The organism is Gilliamella sp. G0441, assembly GCF_050589305.1.
Classification (GTDB): Bacteria; Pseudomonadota; Gammaproteobacteria; order Enterobacterales; family Orbaceae; genus Gilliamella.
Genome location: NZ_JBNRJF010000001.1, coordinates 176737 through 195339 on the forward strand (window position 1 = coordinate 176737; position 18603 = coordinate 195339).

An 18603-nucleotide genomic window follows, 5' to 3' on the forward strand; every position below is an offset into this window, starting at 1 on the left:
ATGAATATTCGTGATTTGAAATTATTTTTACATTTATGTGAAACGTGCCATTTTGGTATGACAGCTAATGCTATGCATGTTAGCCCATCGACTTTATCACGACAAATTCAACGATTAGAAGAATATTTTGGTCATCCGCTTTTTATACGTGATAATCGGCAAGTTCAAATCACTCAAATGGGTGAAAAAGTTAAACGTTTTGCTCAACAAGTTATTAATCAACATCAACAGTTGATGCAAGAATTAGAACTATCAAATCAACAGCTCGTTGGTGAATTAAGACTCTTTTGTTCTGTAACGGCAGCTTATAGTCATTTACCAGAAATACTCGATCAGTTTCGAATACACTATCCTTTAATTGAAATTAAACTATCCACTGGCGATGCGGCTGATGCAGTAACAAAAATTCAATTAAATGACGCTGATGTTGCTATAGCAGGAAAACCAAAGCAACTTCCATCAGGAATTGAATTTTTAAAATTCGGTGAAATTGAAATGGTCTTGCTTATTCCAAAACTGAATAGTTCATTCAGCGATAAACTTCACCAAAAAATTCCGGATTGGGATAATATTCCTTTCATTTTACCGGATCATGGACCAAGCAGACAACGAATAGATTTATGGTTCAAACAACAAAAAATTACCAGCCCCAAAATTTATGCAACGGTTGCCGGACATGAAGCCATTGTCTCGATGGTTGCATTAGGCTGTGGTGTTGCATTATTACCGAAAGTTGTGATGGAAAACAGCCCTGAAAGAATAAGAGAACGCATTACAGAATGGTCAACCAACTTAATGCAACCTTTTGACATCGGAATTTGTGTCCAAAAAAGACGGTTATCCGAAAAAATAATCGCCGCATTTTGGAACGTATCGAGTTTGAGTCATACAAAAAATAAATTATAATAAGTATTAGCAATTAACAAACCAAGATTAATTGGATTAATTTTGTTTTTCAAAATAGATCAAATTACCTCTCTACTCTTGATGATCAAAAAGGAATATTTGCAATGAAATTGAGGAAAATTAAAGTTAAAACTTTGTCATTGATTATTTTGTTCACAACAATATCGGTTCCTATTGCGTTTCATGTCCATGCTGATAATCAAACAATACCAGCATCTACCGACAATCGATCAATTAAAGCACCAGATTGGTTAAAAGTTGAAGATACTGTTTATTATGATGGTGAAAGTGATGATTTAGTGACTGCTGGTTTAGGTTTTTCCATTTTATCATCATCTATTTTTAAACCTAACTTCAGTGATCCATCCAAACCAACGTCACAAGAGCTTCGACAGGCTAAACTTAATCGTTTTATTGATATCAAAACTGGGGAAGGAGTATTATTTGGTTTTAACCGCCAAGAATTAAGCCCACTGTTTGATGGGAAAATTCCCGGTTTTGAAGTTTTGGCAACTTTGCAATTAAAAGAAGAAAAAGTAGGAATGTTATTACAAATTCCACTTGATTTTGATAAAAACAATCCTTGCATTATTGCTATACCATCTGTTGATAGCGATGGTTTATATAATTCGAAAGATTTACAAATACGTGGTCTATGGGGACTAAAACATAATTGTGCTGTAGTTTATAATGATAAAGGTTTGGGTAATGGTATTTATGATATTGAGAATAATCGGGGATATGCCATAAACGGGCAAACTCAATCGACAGATTTACTCTTCGAACCAAAATTTCATAATCGTGATAAATTTATTGAAAAATATCCAAATCGTTTTGCAATTAAACAACTGCATTCAAGGTTGAATTCAGAAGAGAGATGGGGAGAATTTGTATTAAAATCGATAGATTTTGCATTCTATGCCCTTAACACCCAGTTTCCATCTAATTCAGATTTTACTTTTAACAAAGATAACACATTAGTATTAGTTTATGGCGCTAGTGATGGCGCTGGAGCGGCTTTAAAAGCGGGAGAATTAGACAAAGAACACATCATAAAAGGGATTGTTGCTGTTAATCCTCAAATCCAGCCAAATGCTGAAAGTAACTCTGTTTCAATACAATTCAACAAAAATAAACCTCAAAAAATAGCTTTTAAATCAATCGCAGAATATAGCACTTTTGCCTCGTTATATATTCCTTGTGCGTTACCAGCTATTGTTACCAATAATGCAAAAAGTTACATACCATTGGCGGATAAATATTTATTTTCCCAAAATCGTTGTGATGAACTTAAAAAAGCAAATTATTTAACAGAAGGAACCCCTCAAGAAGCACTTAACAAACTGCGTGAATGGGGATGGACTGCCGATATGGATATCCAACTTCCTTATTTTTATTATAAAGAAACTATTGGCTTACCCTATCAATATATTAGCGCTTATGGACATTATGAATTGACCGAAAGAATGTGTGGCTATTCAGTCGCGAGTACTCAACAAGCACCTATATTTTACCAAGGTAAAGTCGCACCATTAACGGAAGTGACTTTTGAACAAATGTGGAGTTTCGCTAATGGACACTTGCCGTTATGGATTGGAGACGACTCAACAATAATTGCACTAGTTAATAATGAAGATGTTCATTCTCCAAGAAGGGACTTCTTTTCAAGTTCAGATAATGATAAAGCAATCAACTATAATGCTAAAGGTGCGATTTGTTTATATCAAAAATTAACCGATCCTCGTGTTAAATTTGGTATGAGTCAAGTTACAGCTACAGGCAATTTAAATGGAATCAAAACAATTATTATTCACGGTCGAAACAATGTTAAACAACTCCCAAACTATACTTCCCGTGCTTATGTCGCATTAAACAGTCTGGTTGAAGGACAATCATCGCAACTTCGTTATATAGAAGTTGAAAATACGAGTTATTTAGATGGTGGTTATCCTTTTGATAATGTAATGATACCGATTGACTATTATGGTGAAGATGCGATGCAGATGCTATGGAATCATTTGACTAAAGACACTAAGTTACCTGATAGCCAACTTGTTCGTGCAAAATCCCGAGGCGGTAAAATAGGCTTTGCACCTGCATTAAACAAAAATACGATCGTACCAATATCACCATCCCCTGCTAATCAAGATAAGATAACAGTGTTAAATGGTAAGATCAATTTACCCCAATAATTATCCTACCCCATCAATTGAAATACATCTTCAATAATCTAATATAAAATTATTGAAGATGGGCTAGTTAAAATTTCGACACATTTTAGGATACAAAATAAAAAACAGCGCTTCGAATTCTTTGTAGTGCTGCTTAATATCATAAATAGTCTCTTTTAATAACCATAGCTTTGGTCGTCGGGTGGCCATACCATTAAGCACTTTTCCAACAAACTCAAGATTTGCGTAATTTTCTAACCATTTTCCATGCCACATAGACTGCATAAAATGCTGATAATTATTAGGATATAGATGAATAAAGGGCTGAATTTGTTGTCTGGTGTATTGGTCAAATTCAGACACTGATTGACCCATGCCATAATCAGTCCAATGTTTAGATAAAAAATGATCCCATACAATATCAAGTGCAATCGGTGCGACACGTTGATGCGGTTTGATAAAGCGTGTTTTGGCTTGTTTCACTTCAGTCAAACTGTCGACCATGCTATCAATTTTACGATGTAACATGATACCGTCGGCTATCGTTTGCGGATAAACAAGATAAGGATCCCCTTTAACAAAATCAGCCACACTATTGCCAATTAAGGAGCTATTAGCTAAAGTGGCAAGATGTAAATGAGCTAGAATGTTCATCTTAATTACGCGTTACTATTCACGATGTTTAAACTCCCCTTCAGCAAAACCTTGTCGCCAATAACTAATAATATGAAATGCATCGGGGGGTAAATGAGGATAATGATCTTTAAGCGTATGTCGAATTTGCTGGGCTAAATCCCGTTCCATTCCACCCCAAATAAGTAAATTATTACTATGGACAATATTCGCTTTTTTTATTGTTTCAACAAGTTGATTTGGCTGATTAACATCTTGTATCAGCCAGTTAACATGCGTATTTAGACTATTTGGTAAAGCCATAATATCTGTTGGGTGATTAACTTCGATAAACGCTTGAACATTAACATTGTTAGGTAGGTGTTCTAGGGTATAACAAATAGCTGGCACAGCTGTTATATCACCAATCAACACCAAATTTTGCTGATTAAACATGAGTTTTGCCGCTGTGCCGACAATACCTATCTGATCATTGACTTTAGCCTGCTGAGCCCAAACCGAAGCTAATCCCTCTTGATGAATGGCAAAATCAATCGTTAATTGCTGTGTCGTTTCATCATAATGACGAATACTATAACTTCGAGCCAATTGACGAATCTTGTCATTTATCAGAATTTTATTATTGTCGTCTAATTGTGGAAAAATTATCGTTCCCGTTGAAGGATCAGCAAACAATAATTTTAAATGAGGACAAATCCATAAAGGATTAACCGTCAGCTGTTTATCACAACTAAAGTTAATTCGAATAAAACTATGCGATAACCTTTCAATTCTCAATACCGTTAAAAGTGCGTTAACAATAGATGTTTGTTTTTTTCCTGTCATTATGGCTAACCTAATATTTCATTTTTAACTATCATACAGCAAAACTTAAATTTTTAGGCTATCTTTTCAATTATTGCTCAGAAACACAGACAAACACACTCCACACAATTAGGCGGAATGTGATAATAGATGATAACAGTTTAAATTAATAAGTCAGTGAACCAAACGCATTACGCCAATCTTGTTCAAATTTTACTATCGCTGCATCTACAGCTGGATCGGAGATAAATAGTTCAGCTACATCCACCGGTAAGGTAATAGATTCACATCCGGCTAACAAACAATCTAATGCTTGCCTAGGTGTGCGAAAACTTGCCGCCAATACCATAGTTTGAGGACAATGTAACGCTAACAGTTTTTGTAATTCTTGCACGGTATCTTTACTGTTGCCACCTTGGGCATCAATTCGATTGACATAAGGCGCAATATATTTAGCCCCGGCTAGCGCACCTAATAATCCCTGCCCTGCGCCATAAACAGCAGTGCCTAAAGTAGGGATTCCTTGTTGTGTTAAAGCTCTAATCGCTTTCAGTCCTTCTGCATTAACAGGAATCTTAGTTACAATATTGGGTACAACTCTTCTTAGTTGTTCTGCCTCTTTTATCATGGATGATGCATCGCTTGAAAGTACCTGTGCAAACAGTAATTTATCGGCGCCTAATAAATCATGTAGTGTCGATAATAAGGTAAAGAGTGATTGACCGGATTTTGCCACAATGCTTGGATTGGTTGTGACGCCTTTAATCGGTAAAATGGGGGCTAGACGTTTAATGGCTTCAATATCGGCGGTATCTAAATATAACTCCATGGTTAACTCCTGCTGAATGTTCAAATCATTAATCACTGTATTGGTACCATACTAAGTAATCTGTAACCGATAGCCTAGATGACAATCCTGCGATTTACTGGATATTTGTACGCTTGATAAGAAAATGTGAGTGAGATCACACTAAAAACATTTTAAGAATAACCTATTGATAAAATTAACCATTTACTTGATACTTTAAAATACTATTTGGCAGTATATAATCAAGATTACGATACATAACTAGATTTATCTACGATATTATTTTATGAAGATAGCGATATGGCGATAACGATCAATGAAGTGCTAGCAAAATGCCTTAATCATCAACAAACGAATCAGATTTATTTTGCTAATTATGCTCAATCAGCACCACTACTTGCTGATCAAGTCAGTTTACCCAGAATAGAAATCATGATAGAGGGAAAACAATCCATACAATGGGCAGACTATCAGGGAAACATTATTGAAAAAACGTTATTTCCTAGCGATCTTTTATATATCACAGCACAAAGTTGGAGCAAGCCCGCTTATACAACCCCCTTCACCACATTAAGCATCCTGTATGATAAACAACAAATTAGCATGACTATCAACCAGTGGGACGGTCAAGCACTGACATCTTATGATCAAATTAATGTGCCTAGGCGAGGAGCACGTATTGGGGCGTTTATCATTCAAGCGCTAGCTGAACTAACTTGGCAGCATCAGCCTTGCGAGCATGCTCCTACCGCTTATCATCTTATTCAAAGCTTATTAAGTCATACCTTCGACTTACTGAATGTTGATGTCGAAACCTCAAGCAAAACAGCTAGCTTATTTGAGGCAATTCGGCAATATATTGATAGCCATTTTCGTGACGATATTACCCGAGATTTTCTCGCTAAAATGTTCTATATTTCACCCAATTATCTATCTCACCTATTCCAGCGAGAAGGTAAAATAGGATTGAATGAATATCTTACCCATGTACGTCTGGAATATGCAAAAACTCGCCTTAGAGACTATGATTTAAATATCAAAGATATTGCCTTAGCATCAGGTTTCAAAGATAGTCACTATTTTTGTCGAATCTTCAGAAAAAAAACTGAACGTACCCCTACCGAATACCGTCGCCAATATCATAGTCAATTAATACAGATGACGGATAACAACAAAACTAGTTAACTAAATTAATGGTTGTAAAAAGTAATTTCATTTGATATAGTTTCAAATGAAATTATCTAAATAAGGTGATGTGATGGCAATCCCGATAGCAACCGTTGAAAAACTGATTGAAAAATTTAAAGCTCGTGGACTCTCTTCAAACTATGACGAGATTTTTTTAAGTCGCTTATTGCAATTTAGTACCGAAGCACTATTAGAAAATTTGAATCAAACCTACCGACATTATCAATTAGATGATAAATTATCTGCGGTTTTATTAGTGATTAACGCCTTTCACCCTGAAGGGGTAAAACCATCGAAAATCAGTGAATTAACCAATTTTACTCGCGTACAAGTTACCCGTTTTGTTGATACACTGGTGGGAAATGACTTAGTCGCCCGCCAAGCTGATCCGCATGATCGTCGCTCACATTGCTTAATTTTAACCAAAAAAGGCATCAATTTTTTTCAATATGAAATACCGCCCATTGAAAAAAAAGTGGTTCAAGCTTGGCAAGTTATTACCCAAGAAGAACGTCAACAGTTACGCACAATCTTATCTAAACTTTTAAAACATCTTGCCGAGTAAACTAAATGAGAATACCCATGAAACAAAAAGGGCTTATCGCCCTATTAATATTAATCATTATTGCAGTACTTTGGGTGATTTGGTTCATGTATAAAAGTCCTTCATCGCTGATTTTATATGGTAATGTGGATATCCGAACGGTAAACAGTAGCTTTCGTGTATCAGGACGCTTAATACAATTAAATCACGAAGAAGGAGATTCGATTAAACAAGGCGATCTATTGGCTAAACTGGATGCAAAACCTTATCAAATCGCTTTAAATAAAGCGAAAGCAAATCTGATGGTAAAGCAGGCGCAACTTGATTTAATGCTGACAGGATATCGTAAAGAAGAAGTTGCCCAAGCAGCAGCACAAGTTTTACAGTATCAAGCAAGTTATGATTATGCTGAGAATAACTATCAGCGCATGGTCAAATTGATGAAATCATCATCCATTTCTAAAGATCAACTTGAAAACAGTTTAACCTTACGTAATCAAGCTAACGCTAATTTACAAACAGCAAAGCAAAAACTTGATCAACTTACTAATGGTTACCGAAAAGAAGAAATTGAAGCTGCACAAGCCACCGTGCAAGCGGCTAAAGCCGAGTTAGACCAAGCGGAACTTAACTTATCGGATACCGAACTTTATGCACCAACCGACGGCACCATTTTAACTCGAGCAGTAGAATCTGGCACAATGTTAACCGCAGGAACCCCTATTTATGCTATATCTATAGATAGACCTGTCTGGGTACGTGCTTATATTGACGAGGTCAATTTACATCAAGCCATTCCGGGTAGAACTGTCTATGTTTATACCGATTCACAGCCAGATAAACCTTATATTGGACAGATTGGTTTTGTATCGCCTACGGCCGAATTTACACCTAAAACCGTCGAAACCCCTGTATTACGTACAGATTTAGTTTACCGCTTACGTATTCAAATACGTCAAACTGGTGACGGTCAAGCGAATGATATGTTGCGCCAAGGCATGCCGGTAACGATTAAATTTGCAGAATAATCGCTATGACTAAACAAAATCGCCAGCAAATCAAACTCACTCATGTGACCAAAGTGTTTAAGCAAAAAAATCAGCAAGTCACTGTCGCACTAAAACCTTTATCGACAACAATTTTTGCACAGGGTGTGACAGGATTGGTTGGCCCTGACGGTGCAGGGAAAACAACACTATTGCGTATGCTGGCAGGCTTGCTTTCGCCAAGTGCAGGTCAAATTAATGTTGCGCAATATAATCCGACTGAAGATCGGGAACAATTGCGCGCAATTTTAGGCTATATGCCTCAAAAGTTTGGTCTTTACGAGGATTTGACGGTTATTGAAAACCTTAATTTATTTGCAGATCTGCGACATATCAAACAAGAAGAACGTCAACAAATTTTTGCCAAACTCCTAAAATTCACCGATTTAACTAAATTTACCCAACGTTTGGCAGGCAAGTTATCGGGGGGAATGAAGCAAAAATTGGGGTTAGCATGTACTTTGCTTGGCGATCCACAAATATTATTACTTGATGAGCCAGGTGTTGGCGTGGATCCTATTTCACGCCAAGAACTTTGGCACATGGTTCATCAACTAGCCAAAGAAGGGATGTTAATTATCTGGAGCACCTCTTATCTTGATGAAGCCGAGCAATGTGAAACAATTTTACTGATGAATCAAGGTGAATTACTCTTTCAAGGTCAACCCTCATGTTTAACTGAACGTGTCAAAGATCGGGTTTACCTGCTCACTTCGCCAACTTCACATCGTCGGTTATTACAAAAGGCCTTAAAACTCCCTGAAGTCAGTGACGGCGTGATTGAAGGTGACCGTATTCGCTTAATACTCAAGCCGAATCACGCCATTGAACAAGTCATAGCAAAACTTGGGACAACTAACATCACTTATCAACCTACCTTAGGACGGTTTGAAGATGCGTTTATTGACCGATTAGGCGGAATAACTCAAAAAGAATCAATATTAACTAAAATTATGCCGCAGGTTGCCGGTCTGCCAAACGATATTGTCATAGAAGCAAAAGATCTTACCCGAACTTTTGGTAATTTTATTGCAACGGATCATGTTAATTTTGTCATAAAGCGTGGTGAAATATTTGGTTTATTAGGGCCCAATGGCGCAGGTAAATCGACAACATTTAAAATGATGTGTGGTTTATTACCGATTAGTGATGGGCAAGCGTTAGTATTGGGATTTGATCTCAAAAAAAGTGCAACTAAAGTACGTGAACGCATTGGCTATATGGCACAACGTTTTTCTTTATATGACAGATTAACTGTAAGCCAAAATTTAAGCTTCTTTTCAGGTATCTACGGCTTAATGGGCAGTGAACAAACACTGCGCATGAATGAAATGATAACCGCATTTAATTTTGAGCCGATTTTAGACAAAACACCAGAATCACTCCCCTTAGGATTCAAACAACGATTAGCTTTAGCCTGTGCGTTAATGCATAAACCTGATATTGTATTTCTTGATGAACCGACATCTGGCGTCGATCCTATCACTCGTCGTGAGTTCTGGATCCATATCAACAGTTTAGTCGAAAAAGGGGTTACGGTCATGGTCACCACTCACTTTATGGACGAAGCCGAATATTGTGATCGTATTGCTTTAATTAATGGCGGTAAGTTGATTGCTTTAGGCTCCCCCAATCAACTTAAACAATCGGTCGCAAGCAACGCCACCATGGAGCAAGCCTTTATTAAATTGGTGAACGACGCTAACTCAGGGGCAACAAAATGATATTTTCACTCTCTCGAACATTAACACTGTGTAAAAAAGAGATGAAACAGATTATTCGTGACCCGAGCAGTTGGATTATGTCAATTATTATTCCATTGATATTACTCTTCTTATTTGGCTATGGTATTAGTTTAGATTCCAATAAAATCCGTGTTGGGGTATTAGTTGAACAAAAAAGTCAACCTGCCCATGATTTTGTCCAAGTACTAAATGGTTCCCCCTATATTGAACCCATATATCTGGATAATCGTTCAGCATTATCGGCAAAATTAAATGCTGGCGAAATTCGAGGTATGCTTATCATTCCAGTTAATTTTGCTCAACAAGTGCAAAATAGGCAAGCAGCCATTCAGTTAATTACCGATGGAAGTGAGCCGAATACCGCTAATTTTGTACAAGGTTATTTAACCGGCGTGTGGCAAATCTGGTTACAGCAGCGCAGTCAACAGCAATTAATGAGTAGTCAACCAATGATCGACATGACTTCGCACGTTTGGTTTAACTCCGCAGCAATCAGCAAAAATTTTATTTTGCCCGGTGCAATAACCATTATTATGACGATAATTGGCTCGATATTGACGTCGTTAGTCATAGCTCGAGAATGGGAACGTGGCACAATGGAAGCATTGCTCTCTACCCCGATGACCAAGTTGGAGTTCTTATTATCTAAATTAATTCCCTATTACTTAATCGGTTTAATAGCCTTAATTATCTGTTTTATTGTCACCGTAGGCATTATGCATGTCCCTTTTCGTGGATCCTTTACGTTATTGTTACTACTCAGCAGTCTATTTTTATTGGTGATTTTGCAACTTGGTTTATTAATATCCACCCTTACGCGGAATCAATTTAATGCCGCAATGATAGCGTTAAATGCGGCCTATTTACCTGCGGTCATGCTGTCAGGTTTTGTATTTGAAATCAATAGTATGCCCGCTATCATTCAACTAGTTACCTATATCATTCCTGCACGTTACTACGTCAATATTCTACAAACCCTCTTTTTAGCGGGCGATATTTTTTCAGTCATGCTGATTAATGCAGGCTTTTTACTGATGTGTTTATTGCTGTTATTTGTGGTGATTTTCAAAAAAACCCGAATGCAATTAGATTAAGGTAAAGGAGTAACACTATGTTAAAATTTTTCAACACTATCGCCTTTTACCGCACATTAACTCTAATCAAAAAGGAGTTAGCCCTACTTTGGCAAGACAAACAGACACGCATTATCTTAATCGTGCCAGTATTGCTACAAATTTTTATCTTTCCCTTTGCTGCAACCTTGAATGTCAATAATGCGACCATTGCCGTTTATCGCCCCACGATTGATGAACCGACGACTGAGATAATCGATCGACTAGCCCATGCCAGCAGTTTTTCAAACGTATTGATATTAGATTCACAGCAAGCCATTACTGACACGATTAATCATCAAAAAGCCTTGGTGGTTGTACAATTTCCTGCTGATTTTTCTCGCAAGTTACTGAATGGACAATCGCCACAAATCCAAATAATTTTAGACGGTCGTAAATCGAATAGTGCCCAAATTGCCGCTAACTATATTCAACAAATTATTATGCAATATCAGCAACAAAATATGAATCAAGATAAGGGCGGATTAATCGTTCGTCACCGTTATAACAGTAATTTAGACTATAAACATTTTATCTTACCTTCGCTGGTTGCACTTATTACCACCATTGGCGTTATGATCGTAACCTCGTTATCAGTAGCGAGAGAACGTGAACAAGGTACGCTTGACCAACTACGTATTTCACCTTTAATGACATGGCAAATTTTTGTTGGTAAAGCGATACCGGCAATCATTGTGGCAACATTACAAGGAACAATCGTACTTATTGCCAGTATTTTTATTTATCAAATCCCGTTTCAAGGATCGTTTATTTGGTACTATCTCTGTATGATGAGTTACGGACTCTCTTTAGTGGGATTTGGATTATTTATATCAGCACTTTGCTCAACTCAACAACAAGCCTTTATCGGTATTATTACCTTTATGGTGCCGGCTATTTTACTATCTGGTTTTATTGCGCCAATCGAAAACATGCCACTCTGCTTACAGTATTTAACTGAAATCAATCCAGTGCGTCACTTTATCGAATTGACTAAACAGATTTATTTAAAAAACGTCGATTTTTCAATCATCTGGCAAAGTCTATGGAAGCTCTATGCAATCACCATACTATTAGGCGGTATGGCTTATTATTTATTTAAAAAATATATGTAAATAGAAAAAAGTACTTAACAATATTAAAAATTTAAACAAATGAACTAGCTAAACTTGAGATTATTTATCCTAAAATCACTTAAAATCAATAATCAAAAATTATCAATAAAACACTTCTTTTTGTTTTAATTAATTCATGATGTTTTTGCATTTTTTATGGCAATTTATTGTTTAGCGATTTATAAAACACCTTCTTGTTTAATTTAAATATTATTGACCTAATGACAGTTCATTTGTCATCATATTAGTAAACTGCAATATAAAACAGTATTTCGTTACTCTTTTTTATATAAAATAATATTGATTGAGTAATGATTAAAATTACAATAAACAATTATCAGGATGCACAATATATGGATTATTATTTTCAAATTATGACTGGTTATATATCAGACCTAAAAATATTCAATAACACCGAAACTTTCCTTGAAGCGACAAAAACAGCTGGTTTAACAGAAACAGATATATTAAAAATAGGCAATATGAATCAAGTTCATGAGCTCAATCTTATAAGAAACAGAAACCCTGAATTAACTGAAAAAGATAATTTAGTGCAATTTTTTCAATGTAAATTAGGCAACAATATTATTGAAGGAGTATTTTCAAGAGTTTATTTTCATGATGGTGATTATGTTGAAATGGTTGTAGATCCTATCCAAGATGGTAACTATTTTGCTTATGCTGTACGCCGTCCGAAAGACTTTCATTTATGGCTACACCCTTTTGCAACTGAAGGATCGGAATCCATGATGCGATATTCATCATTTTGGGATGATGCAATGATAATTATTTCAATTTCGTTAGTTATTCCTTTGATTTGTCTTATAATGGAAGTCGGGAATAATCCCCTTTTTTTAATATCATTGAGCTTAATTTCTGTTTTATTATCGCTTCATGTTTATCGTAAAAAAAAATCTTATAAGCACACCCTATTATCAAAAACTCAGGTTGCAGAAAAAATATTTAGAACTTTAGGTTATCAAACTCCAGAAAAAGTTGATTTGATAAAAGATGAAAGAGAGTATTTTTACAAAAAGTTTAACGCGTTATTTGATGACTATATTGAAAACTATTTCGACTGGGATGAAGAAGACATTGAAGAAAGAAAAAAGTACGCTAATTATAATGAAGAGGGTTTAAATTGCAATTCATTCGATACACCAGCTATAGATAGATATGAAATCTTAAAAGAGTTTATTGAAATTTACAAAAATGAGGTATCATCAGACGATAATGAACGAGATAAATTAGTTAAACATTTTTTACGTGAAGTTCCCTCTGAAGGTGTTTCATGGGTTGTTTTGTATCACAATGCGCCTTTAATTCCATCTTATATAAAAAAAACACATACCGAAAACTCAATAAAAACGACAAATTAAATGGCTAATAAATGATTAATCAAAACCAACCAATCTTATTGATATAATTTAAAAAAATGGGGATTAGAATTAATCCCCCTCAAATTATCTTATTCATTAAATTTTTCACATACGACCACTAAAAATGACTATAGATTGCTATTGTGTTAAACGAGCTATCGGTAGACTCCCTAATAACTGGAATCATGTAATTTTCAATCTAACTTAGGATGCTGATCCACTAAATCTTGACGCTGTTCTTGCAGATTCTCGATTTGTTCGTCAATATCTTCAACTTTTTGTTCAATTGAATCAAAATGATCCGATAAAATTTCTTTTGCTTCTCGACGATTTGAAGCGGCTGGTGTGGCGCCTCTTAATGGTTGATTTGCGGTTTCTCGCATTTTTAAACCAGTGACTAATCCAACAATTGCTACAACCATCAAATAGTATGCAGGCATATATAAGTTATTGGTTTCTTCGACAAGCCAAGCTGCCACTGTTGGGGTTGCTCCGGCAATTAATACCGAGATATTAAAAGCGATAGCTAACGCACTAAACCGGATATTGGTAGGAAAAATAGCGGGTAAAATAGATGCCATCACACCTGTAAAGCAATTAAGTAGTATGGCAAGTATCAGTAATCCCAAAAAGATTAAACCAATATTATCACTATTAATCATCATAAAGGCCGGATAAGCAAGAATAAGTAACCCCACACTACCGCCAATAATAAAGGGTTTTCGCCCAATTTTATCACTTATTAAGCCAATCATAGGTTGAACAAATAGCATACCAATCATTATCGCAATAATCAGTAATACACCATGATCGGAATGATATTTTAAATCGTGCGATAAATAACTTGGCATATACGTCAGCAACATATAATAAGTAACATTGGTCACGATCACTAAGCCCACGCAGACCATAAAACTCTTCCAATATTGGGTTAAAATCTGTTTTAACGTAATTTTAGTTGGTTTTTCAGACCGTTGTTCATTAGACTCAGATTGTTGCTGAAAAGTGGGCGTTTCCTCAAGCGCATGACGCAAATACAGACCAATTACCCCTAAAGGTAACGCAAAAAAGAACGGGATACGCCATCCCCAATCTCGAAATTTAGCATCACCTAATAAAGTAGATAAAATGACAACTAACCCTGCACCTATTAAAAAGCCTGCAATTGACCCAAAATCCAGCCAACTCCCCATAAATCCTCGTTTACGATCAGGCGAATATTCAGCCACAAAGGTTGCCGCTCCAGAATATTCACCACCAATTGAAAATCCTTGTGCTAATTTCGCCAGTAACAATAAGATTGGTGCGGTAATCCCAATAGTTGCATAAGAAGGAATTAAGCCAATACAAAAGGTACTTAACGACATAATCACAATTGTCATAGACAGCACCTTTTGCCGTCCTAATTTGTCACCTAATAAACCAAACACCACACCGCCCAATGGACGCACTAAAAAAGGGACTGAAAAAGTGGCTAACGCAGCGACAACTTGAACACTGGGGGATGCATTTGAAAAGAACACCTGCCCTAATATATAGGCTAAGAAACCATAAACACCAAAATCAAACCACTCCATCGCATTACCGAGTGCAGCAGCCGTAATGGCTTTTTTAAGCTTACTATCATCAATAATGGTAATATCATTAATATTCAAAGGTTTTGTAATTGACTTTTTTGCCTTCTTCATAAAAAACCGCCTATTTTCATGCAAATTATGGAATAAGTTGAATACAATTTTGATAAAGACTTGCTATAGTGCTTTAGTAACAACAAATGGTTTATTGATTACTTAAATTTTGAAGATATACAAGGAACAGAAAAAGAATTAAACGATTTATCGTTATTACTATCAATCAATTAAGTTTGATAATTACGTTTAGTTTGACAAAAAATAGACTTTAATTATAGCAACATAAGATCAGGTTGTAAAATTACAACCAATCTGATAGTTGAAAGTTTCACGTCAATATATTCGACACAATTATGGTTAAATTTTTTTAATATAGCTGTTCCACCCTTCTCTAAATCGTTCACCTGTAACAAATTTAACTTTACCTAGTATCCCATGAAATAATCCTTTAAAATGACTTTACTAAAACTGATGAGGTAATTCCTATGCGCTGGAGAGACCAAAGAGAGAGTGATAATATTGAAGATCGCCGCTCACAATCAGGAAGTGAACTAGGAACGCGAATTCCTATTGGTGGTAAAGGCAGAGTTGTTCTATTCATTGTTGTTTTAATCGCCGGCTATTATGGCGTTGATTTAACGGGTTTACTCAATTCAGATGTTATTGATCTTAACAGCACACCACAAAACAGCGCTGAGTATGCGATTGATGATCCGCAAGCAGCGAAATTTACGTCGGTCATTTTAGCCAGCACCGAAGATTATTGGAGCCAGGAATTTAAACATCTCGGCAAAACTTATATCCCATCCAAATTAGTTCTTTATACAGGCTCAACGCAAACCTCTTGCGGTACCGGTCAAACCTTTATGGGGCCGTTTTATTGTAGTATTGATGAAACGGTTTATCTGGACACTTCTTTCTATCAAGAGATGAAACAGCGACTAGGCGGTGGCGGTGATTTTGCGCAAGGTTATGTCATTGCCCATGAAATCGGTCACCATGTGCAAAATCTACTCGGCACATTTAATCAACTAAAACAATTTAAACAATATTCCGATGTTAGCGATAATCAATTATCAGTAAGATTAGAATTGCAAGCCGATTGCTATGCAGGGTTATGGGGAAATGCAGTTCAAAAACAGAACTTACTTGAAGTTGGTGATATCGAGCAAGCACTGAACACAACCGAAGCCATTGGTGATGATCGCCTACAACGACAACGTGATGGCTATGTAGTACCCGATAGTTTTACACATGGCACGTCGAAACAACGTTACGCTTGGTTTAAAAAAGGGTTTGATAGTGGTTCAATTGAACAATGTGACACTTTTACTGAGTAACGAACAACATAAGGAAACAAAATGGATGTCAAATTAGTGAATCGTATTTTATTAGTGAATGATGACGGCATCGATGCCCAAGGCATCAAAATATTAAAAAATGTGGCGGAAAAACTGGCTCATGAAGTTTGGGTAGTGGCGCCAATTATAGATCAAAGCGGCGTTTCTTGTTCCGTCAGTTTAAAAGCCCCATTCAGAGTCTCTAAACGTTCTCATACCGAATACGCCGTTTATGGTACGCCAGCAGATTGCATGTTATTTGCATTAAAACATCTAATGACAGACCAATTACCTGATTTAGTCTTATCCGGTATTAATAATGGGTCTAATGTTGGCTTTGAAACGATTTTATCGGGTACCGTTGGGGCAGCCATGATGGCGATGACCCTTGGCGTACCGGCAATGGCATTAAGCCAAGTGAGCAGTGAAGATAATCAACCGACAAATTGGCATTGTGCCATTCACCATGCTGAAAACGTCATTCGAAAATTGCATGGGTTATCAATGCCTAAAAACATCTGTTTTAATGTCAATTTTCCAGATTGTAATGCTGATCAAATAAAAGGATATAAACTCACCAAACAAGGGGAACCGGATGTAAGCGAACTGATACTCACCCCGACTAAAGACCCAGAAGGACATGACTATTTTTGGTTCAGAGCTAAACGAAATCAAACCGCTTGCCATGAAGACAAAGAACTGGATATAGCAAACAGTGGCTATGTTGCAATCACGCCCATGAGTTATGAAAGAACACATTATCCTAGTCTTAACACATTGCAAAATGCGTTAAATCTTGACTAATGCTTAATGCGTACGTCTTTCCTATAGCGAAAGACGTACAAAGACTATTAAGGATTTGATTTTGATTCGTTAACAAAAGCACAAAACAGGAAAGAAACCGTCACCATAATTAAAGCGATCCAATATATCATTTCATGTCCAAATGCTTTAGAGACGAAACCTTGAATCAGACCGGCAATGATAACGCTACACGTTATACCATTATTAAAAAGCGTTGAAGCAACGCCCATTCGGGTAGGAAGAAGATCTTGGAAATAGATAATTCCAATATTCGCCACAATACCGATGAAAAGTGCATTAAAAATTTGCAATGAAAATAGTGCTACTTCATTTTTGAACAGGATGATGCCAATATAAAACAGAACACCACAGCCAATTGCAATAAAAAATAGATTACGTTTTCCTAAATAAGGTACTAAAAAACCGGCAATTAGCATAACCGGAATTTCGATTCCTGCAGCAAGCCCCATTAACTGACCCGGCAAGGAATCCGACAGATGTAAACTCGATTTTATATATAATGGCATATCGATGATATACATCATATTCGCCGTCCACATAAATACGGTTGATAAAAATAAAAAAACCACATTTTTATTTTGGAATAACGGTTGATTTATCTCCTGCTGATTCATAGCTTGAGTTTGCTGTGTAGCCGGATTTTTTTCGACTGAAGGCAAAAAAATAGCAACAAAGATCATCGCAACAAAAAACATCCCCATTGCACTTAGATACATGGTAGTAAAACCATACTCAATCGCTAGAGTAAATGACAAAGGTGGACCAATAACCCAAGCCAAGGAAAGTTGAGCTCGAATAAGTGAGTTAAATGCCACAACATTACGACCCGTTTTAACCGCATACTCACGTGCTAACGCAAAAATTTGTGGCATTGCCGCTGAGGATAATGCCGCAAATAACACACCCAACGTAATCAAAAAGACATAGTGCCGAGAAAAGGCAAAAATCAGACTATTGAAAACACCCATTAAACAACAGAATATAACAATGAGTCGTCTGTCCCCTTTTTTATCCGAATATTTCGCCAACAAGAAACTCCCCACAATACTGGCAATCGCATTGACTGAATAAAAAAGACCGACAAGAATGGGATCAACATTGACTTCATCAGTTAAAAAACGACTTAATGTCGGAGATTGTAAAGCGCCTGCGATCCCGATAATGAAAGTAGTAACAAGAAAAGCAGTAAAAATTACCCCTTTTAATTGTCGAAAAGATGAAGTACTCGGCATAGTGATTTCCTGTATATAGAATGAAATAATTATATACTGAAAATAAGCATAACAAAAAACATGTTAAGCATTCGGGTTTAATCCCGCATGACTTGTTTTCAATCCTTTTTAATTAATACAAACC

The 18603-nt window shown here is 36.3% G+C and carries 16 protein-coding genes; 11 read left to right on the forward strand and 5 right to left on the reverse strand.

What is annotated here, in order from left to right:
• Positions 1-906, forward strand: a complete 906-nt coding sequence (ilvY, locus tag ACKJXD_RS00785) for an HTH-type transcriptional activator IlvY (protein WP_220215326.1) — start codon at positions 1-3, stop codon at positions 904-906.
• A gap of 104 nt (positions 907-1010) precedes the next feature.
• Complete coding sequence (locus ACKJXD_RS00790; protein ID WP_430875254.1) at positions 1011-3098, forward strand: 3-hydroxybutyrate oligomer hydrolase family protein; 2088 nt, start codon at positions 1011-1013, stop codon at positions 3096-3098.
• Positions 3099-3161: 63 nt separating this feature from the next.
• Here ACKJXD_RS00790 and ACKJXD_RS00795 read toward each other — a convergent pair whose 3' ends face one another.
• The 3 genes from ACKJXD_RS00795 to fsa form a co-directional block, all read right to left on the reverse strand.
• The gene (locus tag ACKJXD_RS00795; RefSeq protein ID WP_430875255.1) at positions 3162-3731 is read right to left on the reverse strand and encodes an ACP phosphodiesterase; all 570 of its coding nucleotides are present in this window, start codon (positions 3729-3731) and stop codon (positions 3162-3164) included.
• Between the two features lie 15 nt (positions 3732-3746).
• Positions 3747-4535: a siderophore-interacting protein gene (locus tag ACKJXD_RS00800; RefSeq protein ID WP_430875256.1), complete on the reverse strand. Its 789-nt coding sequence runs from the start codon at positions 4533-4535 to the stop codon at positions 3747-3749.
• A gap of 145 nt (positions 4536-4680) precedes the next feature.
• Positions 4681-5343: a fructose-6-phosphate aldolase gene (gene fsa, locus ACKJXD_RS00805; RefSeq protein WP_294827079.1), complete on the reverse strand. Its 663-nt coding sequence runs from the start codon at positions 5341-5343 to the stop codon at positions 4681-4683.
• Positions 5344-5622: 279 nt separating this feature from the next.
• Between fsa and ACKJXD_RS00810 the strand changes: the two genes are divergently transcribed.
• The 7 genes from ACKJXD_RS00810 (at position 5623) to ACKJXD_RS00840 (ending at position 13451) form a co-directional block, all read left to right on the forward strand.
• Positions 5623-6507, forward strand: coding sequence for a helix-turn-helix transcriptional regulator (locus tag ACKJXD_RS00810; RefSeq protein ID WP_430875257.1), 885 nt, complete (start codon positions 5623-5625; stop codon positions 6505-6507).
• 73 nt (positions 6508-6580) lie between these two features.
• Entirely contained in the window at positions 6581-7075 is a 495-nt protein-coding gene (locus ACKJXD_RS00815) for a MarR family winged helix-turn-helix transcriptional regulator (protein WP_267377774.1), read from the forward strand.
• Positions 7076-7092: 17 nt separating this feature from the next.
• Positions 7093-8082, forward strand: coding sequence for a secretion protein HlyD (gene hlyD / locus ACKJXD_RS00820; protein ID WP_430875258.1), 990 nt, complete (start codon positions 7093-7095; stop codon positions 8080-8082).
• 5 nt (positions 8083-8087) lie between these two features.
• Positions 8088-9824, forward strand: coding sequence for an ATP-binding cassette domain-containing protein (locus tag ACKJXD_RS00825; protein WP_430875259.1), 1737 nt, complete (start codon positions 8088-8090; stop codon positions 9822-9824).
• Positions 9821-10939 carry an ABC transporter permease gene (locus ACKJXD_RS00830; RefSeq protein WP_430875260.1) on the forward strand — a complete coding sequence of 373 codons (1119 nt, stop codon included), beginning with the start codon at positions 9821-9823 and terminating at the stop codon, positions 10937-10939. The genes ACKJXD_RS00825 and ACKJXD_RS00830 overlap by 4 nt, the downstream gene beginning before the upstream one ends.
• Before the next feature lie 17 nt (positions 10940-10956).
• The gene (locus tag ACKJXD_RS00835; protein WP_430875261.1) at positions 10957-12072 is read left to right on the forward strand and encodes an ABC transporter permease; all 1116 of its coding nucleotides are present in this window, start codon (positions 10957-10959) and stop codon (positions 12070-12072) included.
• Between the two features lie 353 nt (positions 12073-12425).
• Entirely contained in the window at positions 12426-13451 is a 1026-nt protein-coding gene (locus ACKJXD_RS00840) for a hypothetical protein (RefSeq protein ID WP_430875262.1), read from the forward strand.
• Between the two features lie 194 nt (positions 13452-13645).
• Here ACKJXD_RS00840 and proP read toward each other — a convergent pair whose 3' ends face one another.
• Positions 13646-15139 carry a glycine betaine/L-proline transporter ProP gene (gene proP, locus ACKJXD_RS00845; protein WP_430875263.1) on the reverse strand — a complete coding sequence of 498 codons (1494 nt, stop codon included), beginning with the start codon at positions 15137-15139 and terminating at the stop codon, positions 13646-13648.
• A gap of 428 nt (positions 15140-15567) precedes the next feature.
• Here proP and ypfJ point away from each other — a divergent pair, with 428 nt between their 5' ends.
• Together ypfJ and surE are read left to right on the forward strand one after the other, a co-directional pair.
• A complete protein-coding gene (gene ypfJ, locus ACKJXD_RS00850; RefSeq protein WP_430875264.1) occupies positions 15568-16422 on the forward strand; it encodes a KPN_02809 family neutral zinc metallopeptidase in 855 nt (284 codons plus the stop codon).
• A 21-nt stretch (positions 16423-16443) separates the two neighbouring features.
• The gene (surE, locus tag ACKJXD_RS00855) at positions 16444-17226 is read left to right on the forward strand and encodes a 5'/3'-nucleotidase SurE (RefSeq protein WP_430875265.1); all 783 of its coding nucleotides are present in this window, start codon (positions 16444-16446) and stop codon (positions 17224-17226) included.
• Between the two features lie 47 nt (positions 17227-17273).
• Here the strand turns inward: surE and ACKJXD_RS00860 are convergent, their stop codons facing one another.
• Positions 17274-18479, reverse strand: a complete 1206-nt coding sequence (locus ACKJXD_RS00860; RefSeq protein WP_430875266.1) for an MFS transporter — start codon at positions 18477-18479, stop codon at positions 17274-17276.
• Positions 18480-18603 lie beyond the last annotated feature (124 nt).

What these genes read in the sequence shown, in the direction of transcription:
- ilvY (WP_220215326.1), top strand. Translation starts at nt 1, where the DNA reads ATGAATATTCGTGATTTGAAATTATTTTTACATTTATGTGAAACGTGC.
- ACKJXD_RS00790 (WP_430875254.1), top strand. Translation starts at nt 1,011, where the DNA reads ATGAAATTGAGGAAAATTAAAGTTAAAACTTTGTCATTGATTATTTTG.
- ACKJXD_RS00795 (WP_430875255.1), bottom strand. Translation starts at nt 3,731, where the DNA reads ATGAACATTCTAGCTCATTTACATCTTGCCACTTTAGCTAATAGCTCC.
- ACKJXD_RS00800 (WP_430875256.1), bottom strand. Translation starts at nt 4,535, where the DNA reads ATGACAGGAAAAAAACAAACATCTATTGTTAACGCACTTTTAACGGTA.
- fsa (WP_294827079.1), bottom strand. Translation starts at nt 5,343, where the DNA reads ATGGAGTTATATTTAGATACCGCCGATATTGAAGCCATTAAACGTCTA.
- ACKJXD_RS00810 (WP_430875257.1), top strand. Translation starts at nt 5,623, where the DNA reads ATGGCGATAACGATCAATGAAGTGCTAGCAAAATGCCTTAATCATCAA.
- ACKJXD_RS00815 (WP_267377774.1), top strand. Translation starts at nt 6,581, where the DNA reads ATGGCAATCCCGATAGCAACCGTTGAAAAACTGATTGAAAAATTTAAA.
- hlyD (WP_430875258.1), top strand. Translation starts at nt 7,093, where the DNA reads ATGAAACAAAAAGGGCTTATCGCCCTATTAATATTAATCATTATTGCA.
- ACKJXD_RS00825 (WP_430875259.1), top strand. Translation starts at nt 8,088, where the DNA reads ATGACTAAACAAAATCGCCAGCAAATCAAACTCACTCATGTGACCAAA.
- ACKJXD_RS00830 (WP_430875260.1), top strand. Translation starts at nt 9,821, where the DNA reads ATGATATTTTCACTCTCTCGAACATTAACACTGTGTAAAAAAGAGATG.
- ACKJXD_RS00835 (WP_430875261.1), top strand. Translation starts at nt 10,957, where the DNA reads ATGTTAAAATTTTTCAACACTATCGCCTTTTACCGCACATTAACTCTA.
- ACKJXD_RS00840 (WP_430875262.1), top strand. Translation starts at nt 12,426, where the DNA reads ATGGATTATTATTTTCAAATTATGACTGGTTATATATCAGACCTAAAA.
- proP (WP_430875263.1), bottom strand. Translation starts at nt 15,139, where the DNA reads ATGAAGAAGGCAAAAAAGTCAATTACAAAACCTTTGAATATTAATGAT.
- ypfJ (WP_430875264.1), top strand. Translation starts at nt 15,568, where the DNA reads ATGCGCTGGAGAGACCAAAGAGAGAGTGATAATATTGAAGATCGCCGC.
- surE (WP_430875265.1), top strand. Translation starts at nt 16,444, where the DNA reads ATGGATGTCAAATTAGTGAATCGTATTTTATTAGTGAATGATGACGGC.
- ACKJXD_RS00860 (WP_430875266.1), bottom strand. Translation starts at nt 18,479, where the DNA reads ATGCCGAGTACTTCATCTTTTCGACAATTAAAAGGGGTAATTTTTACT.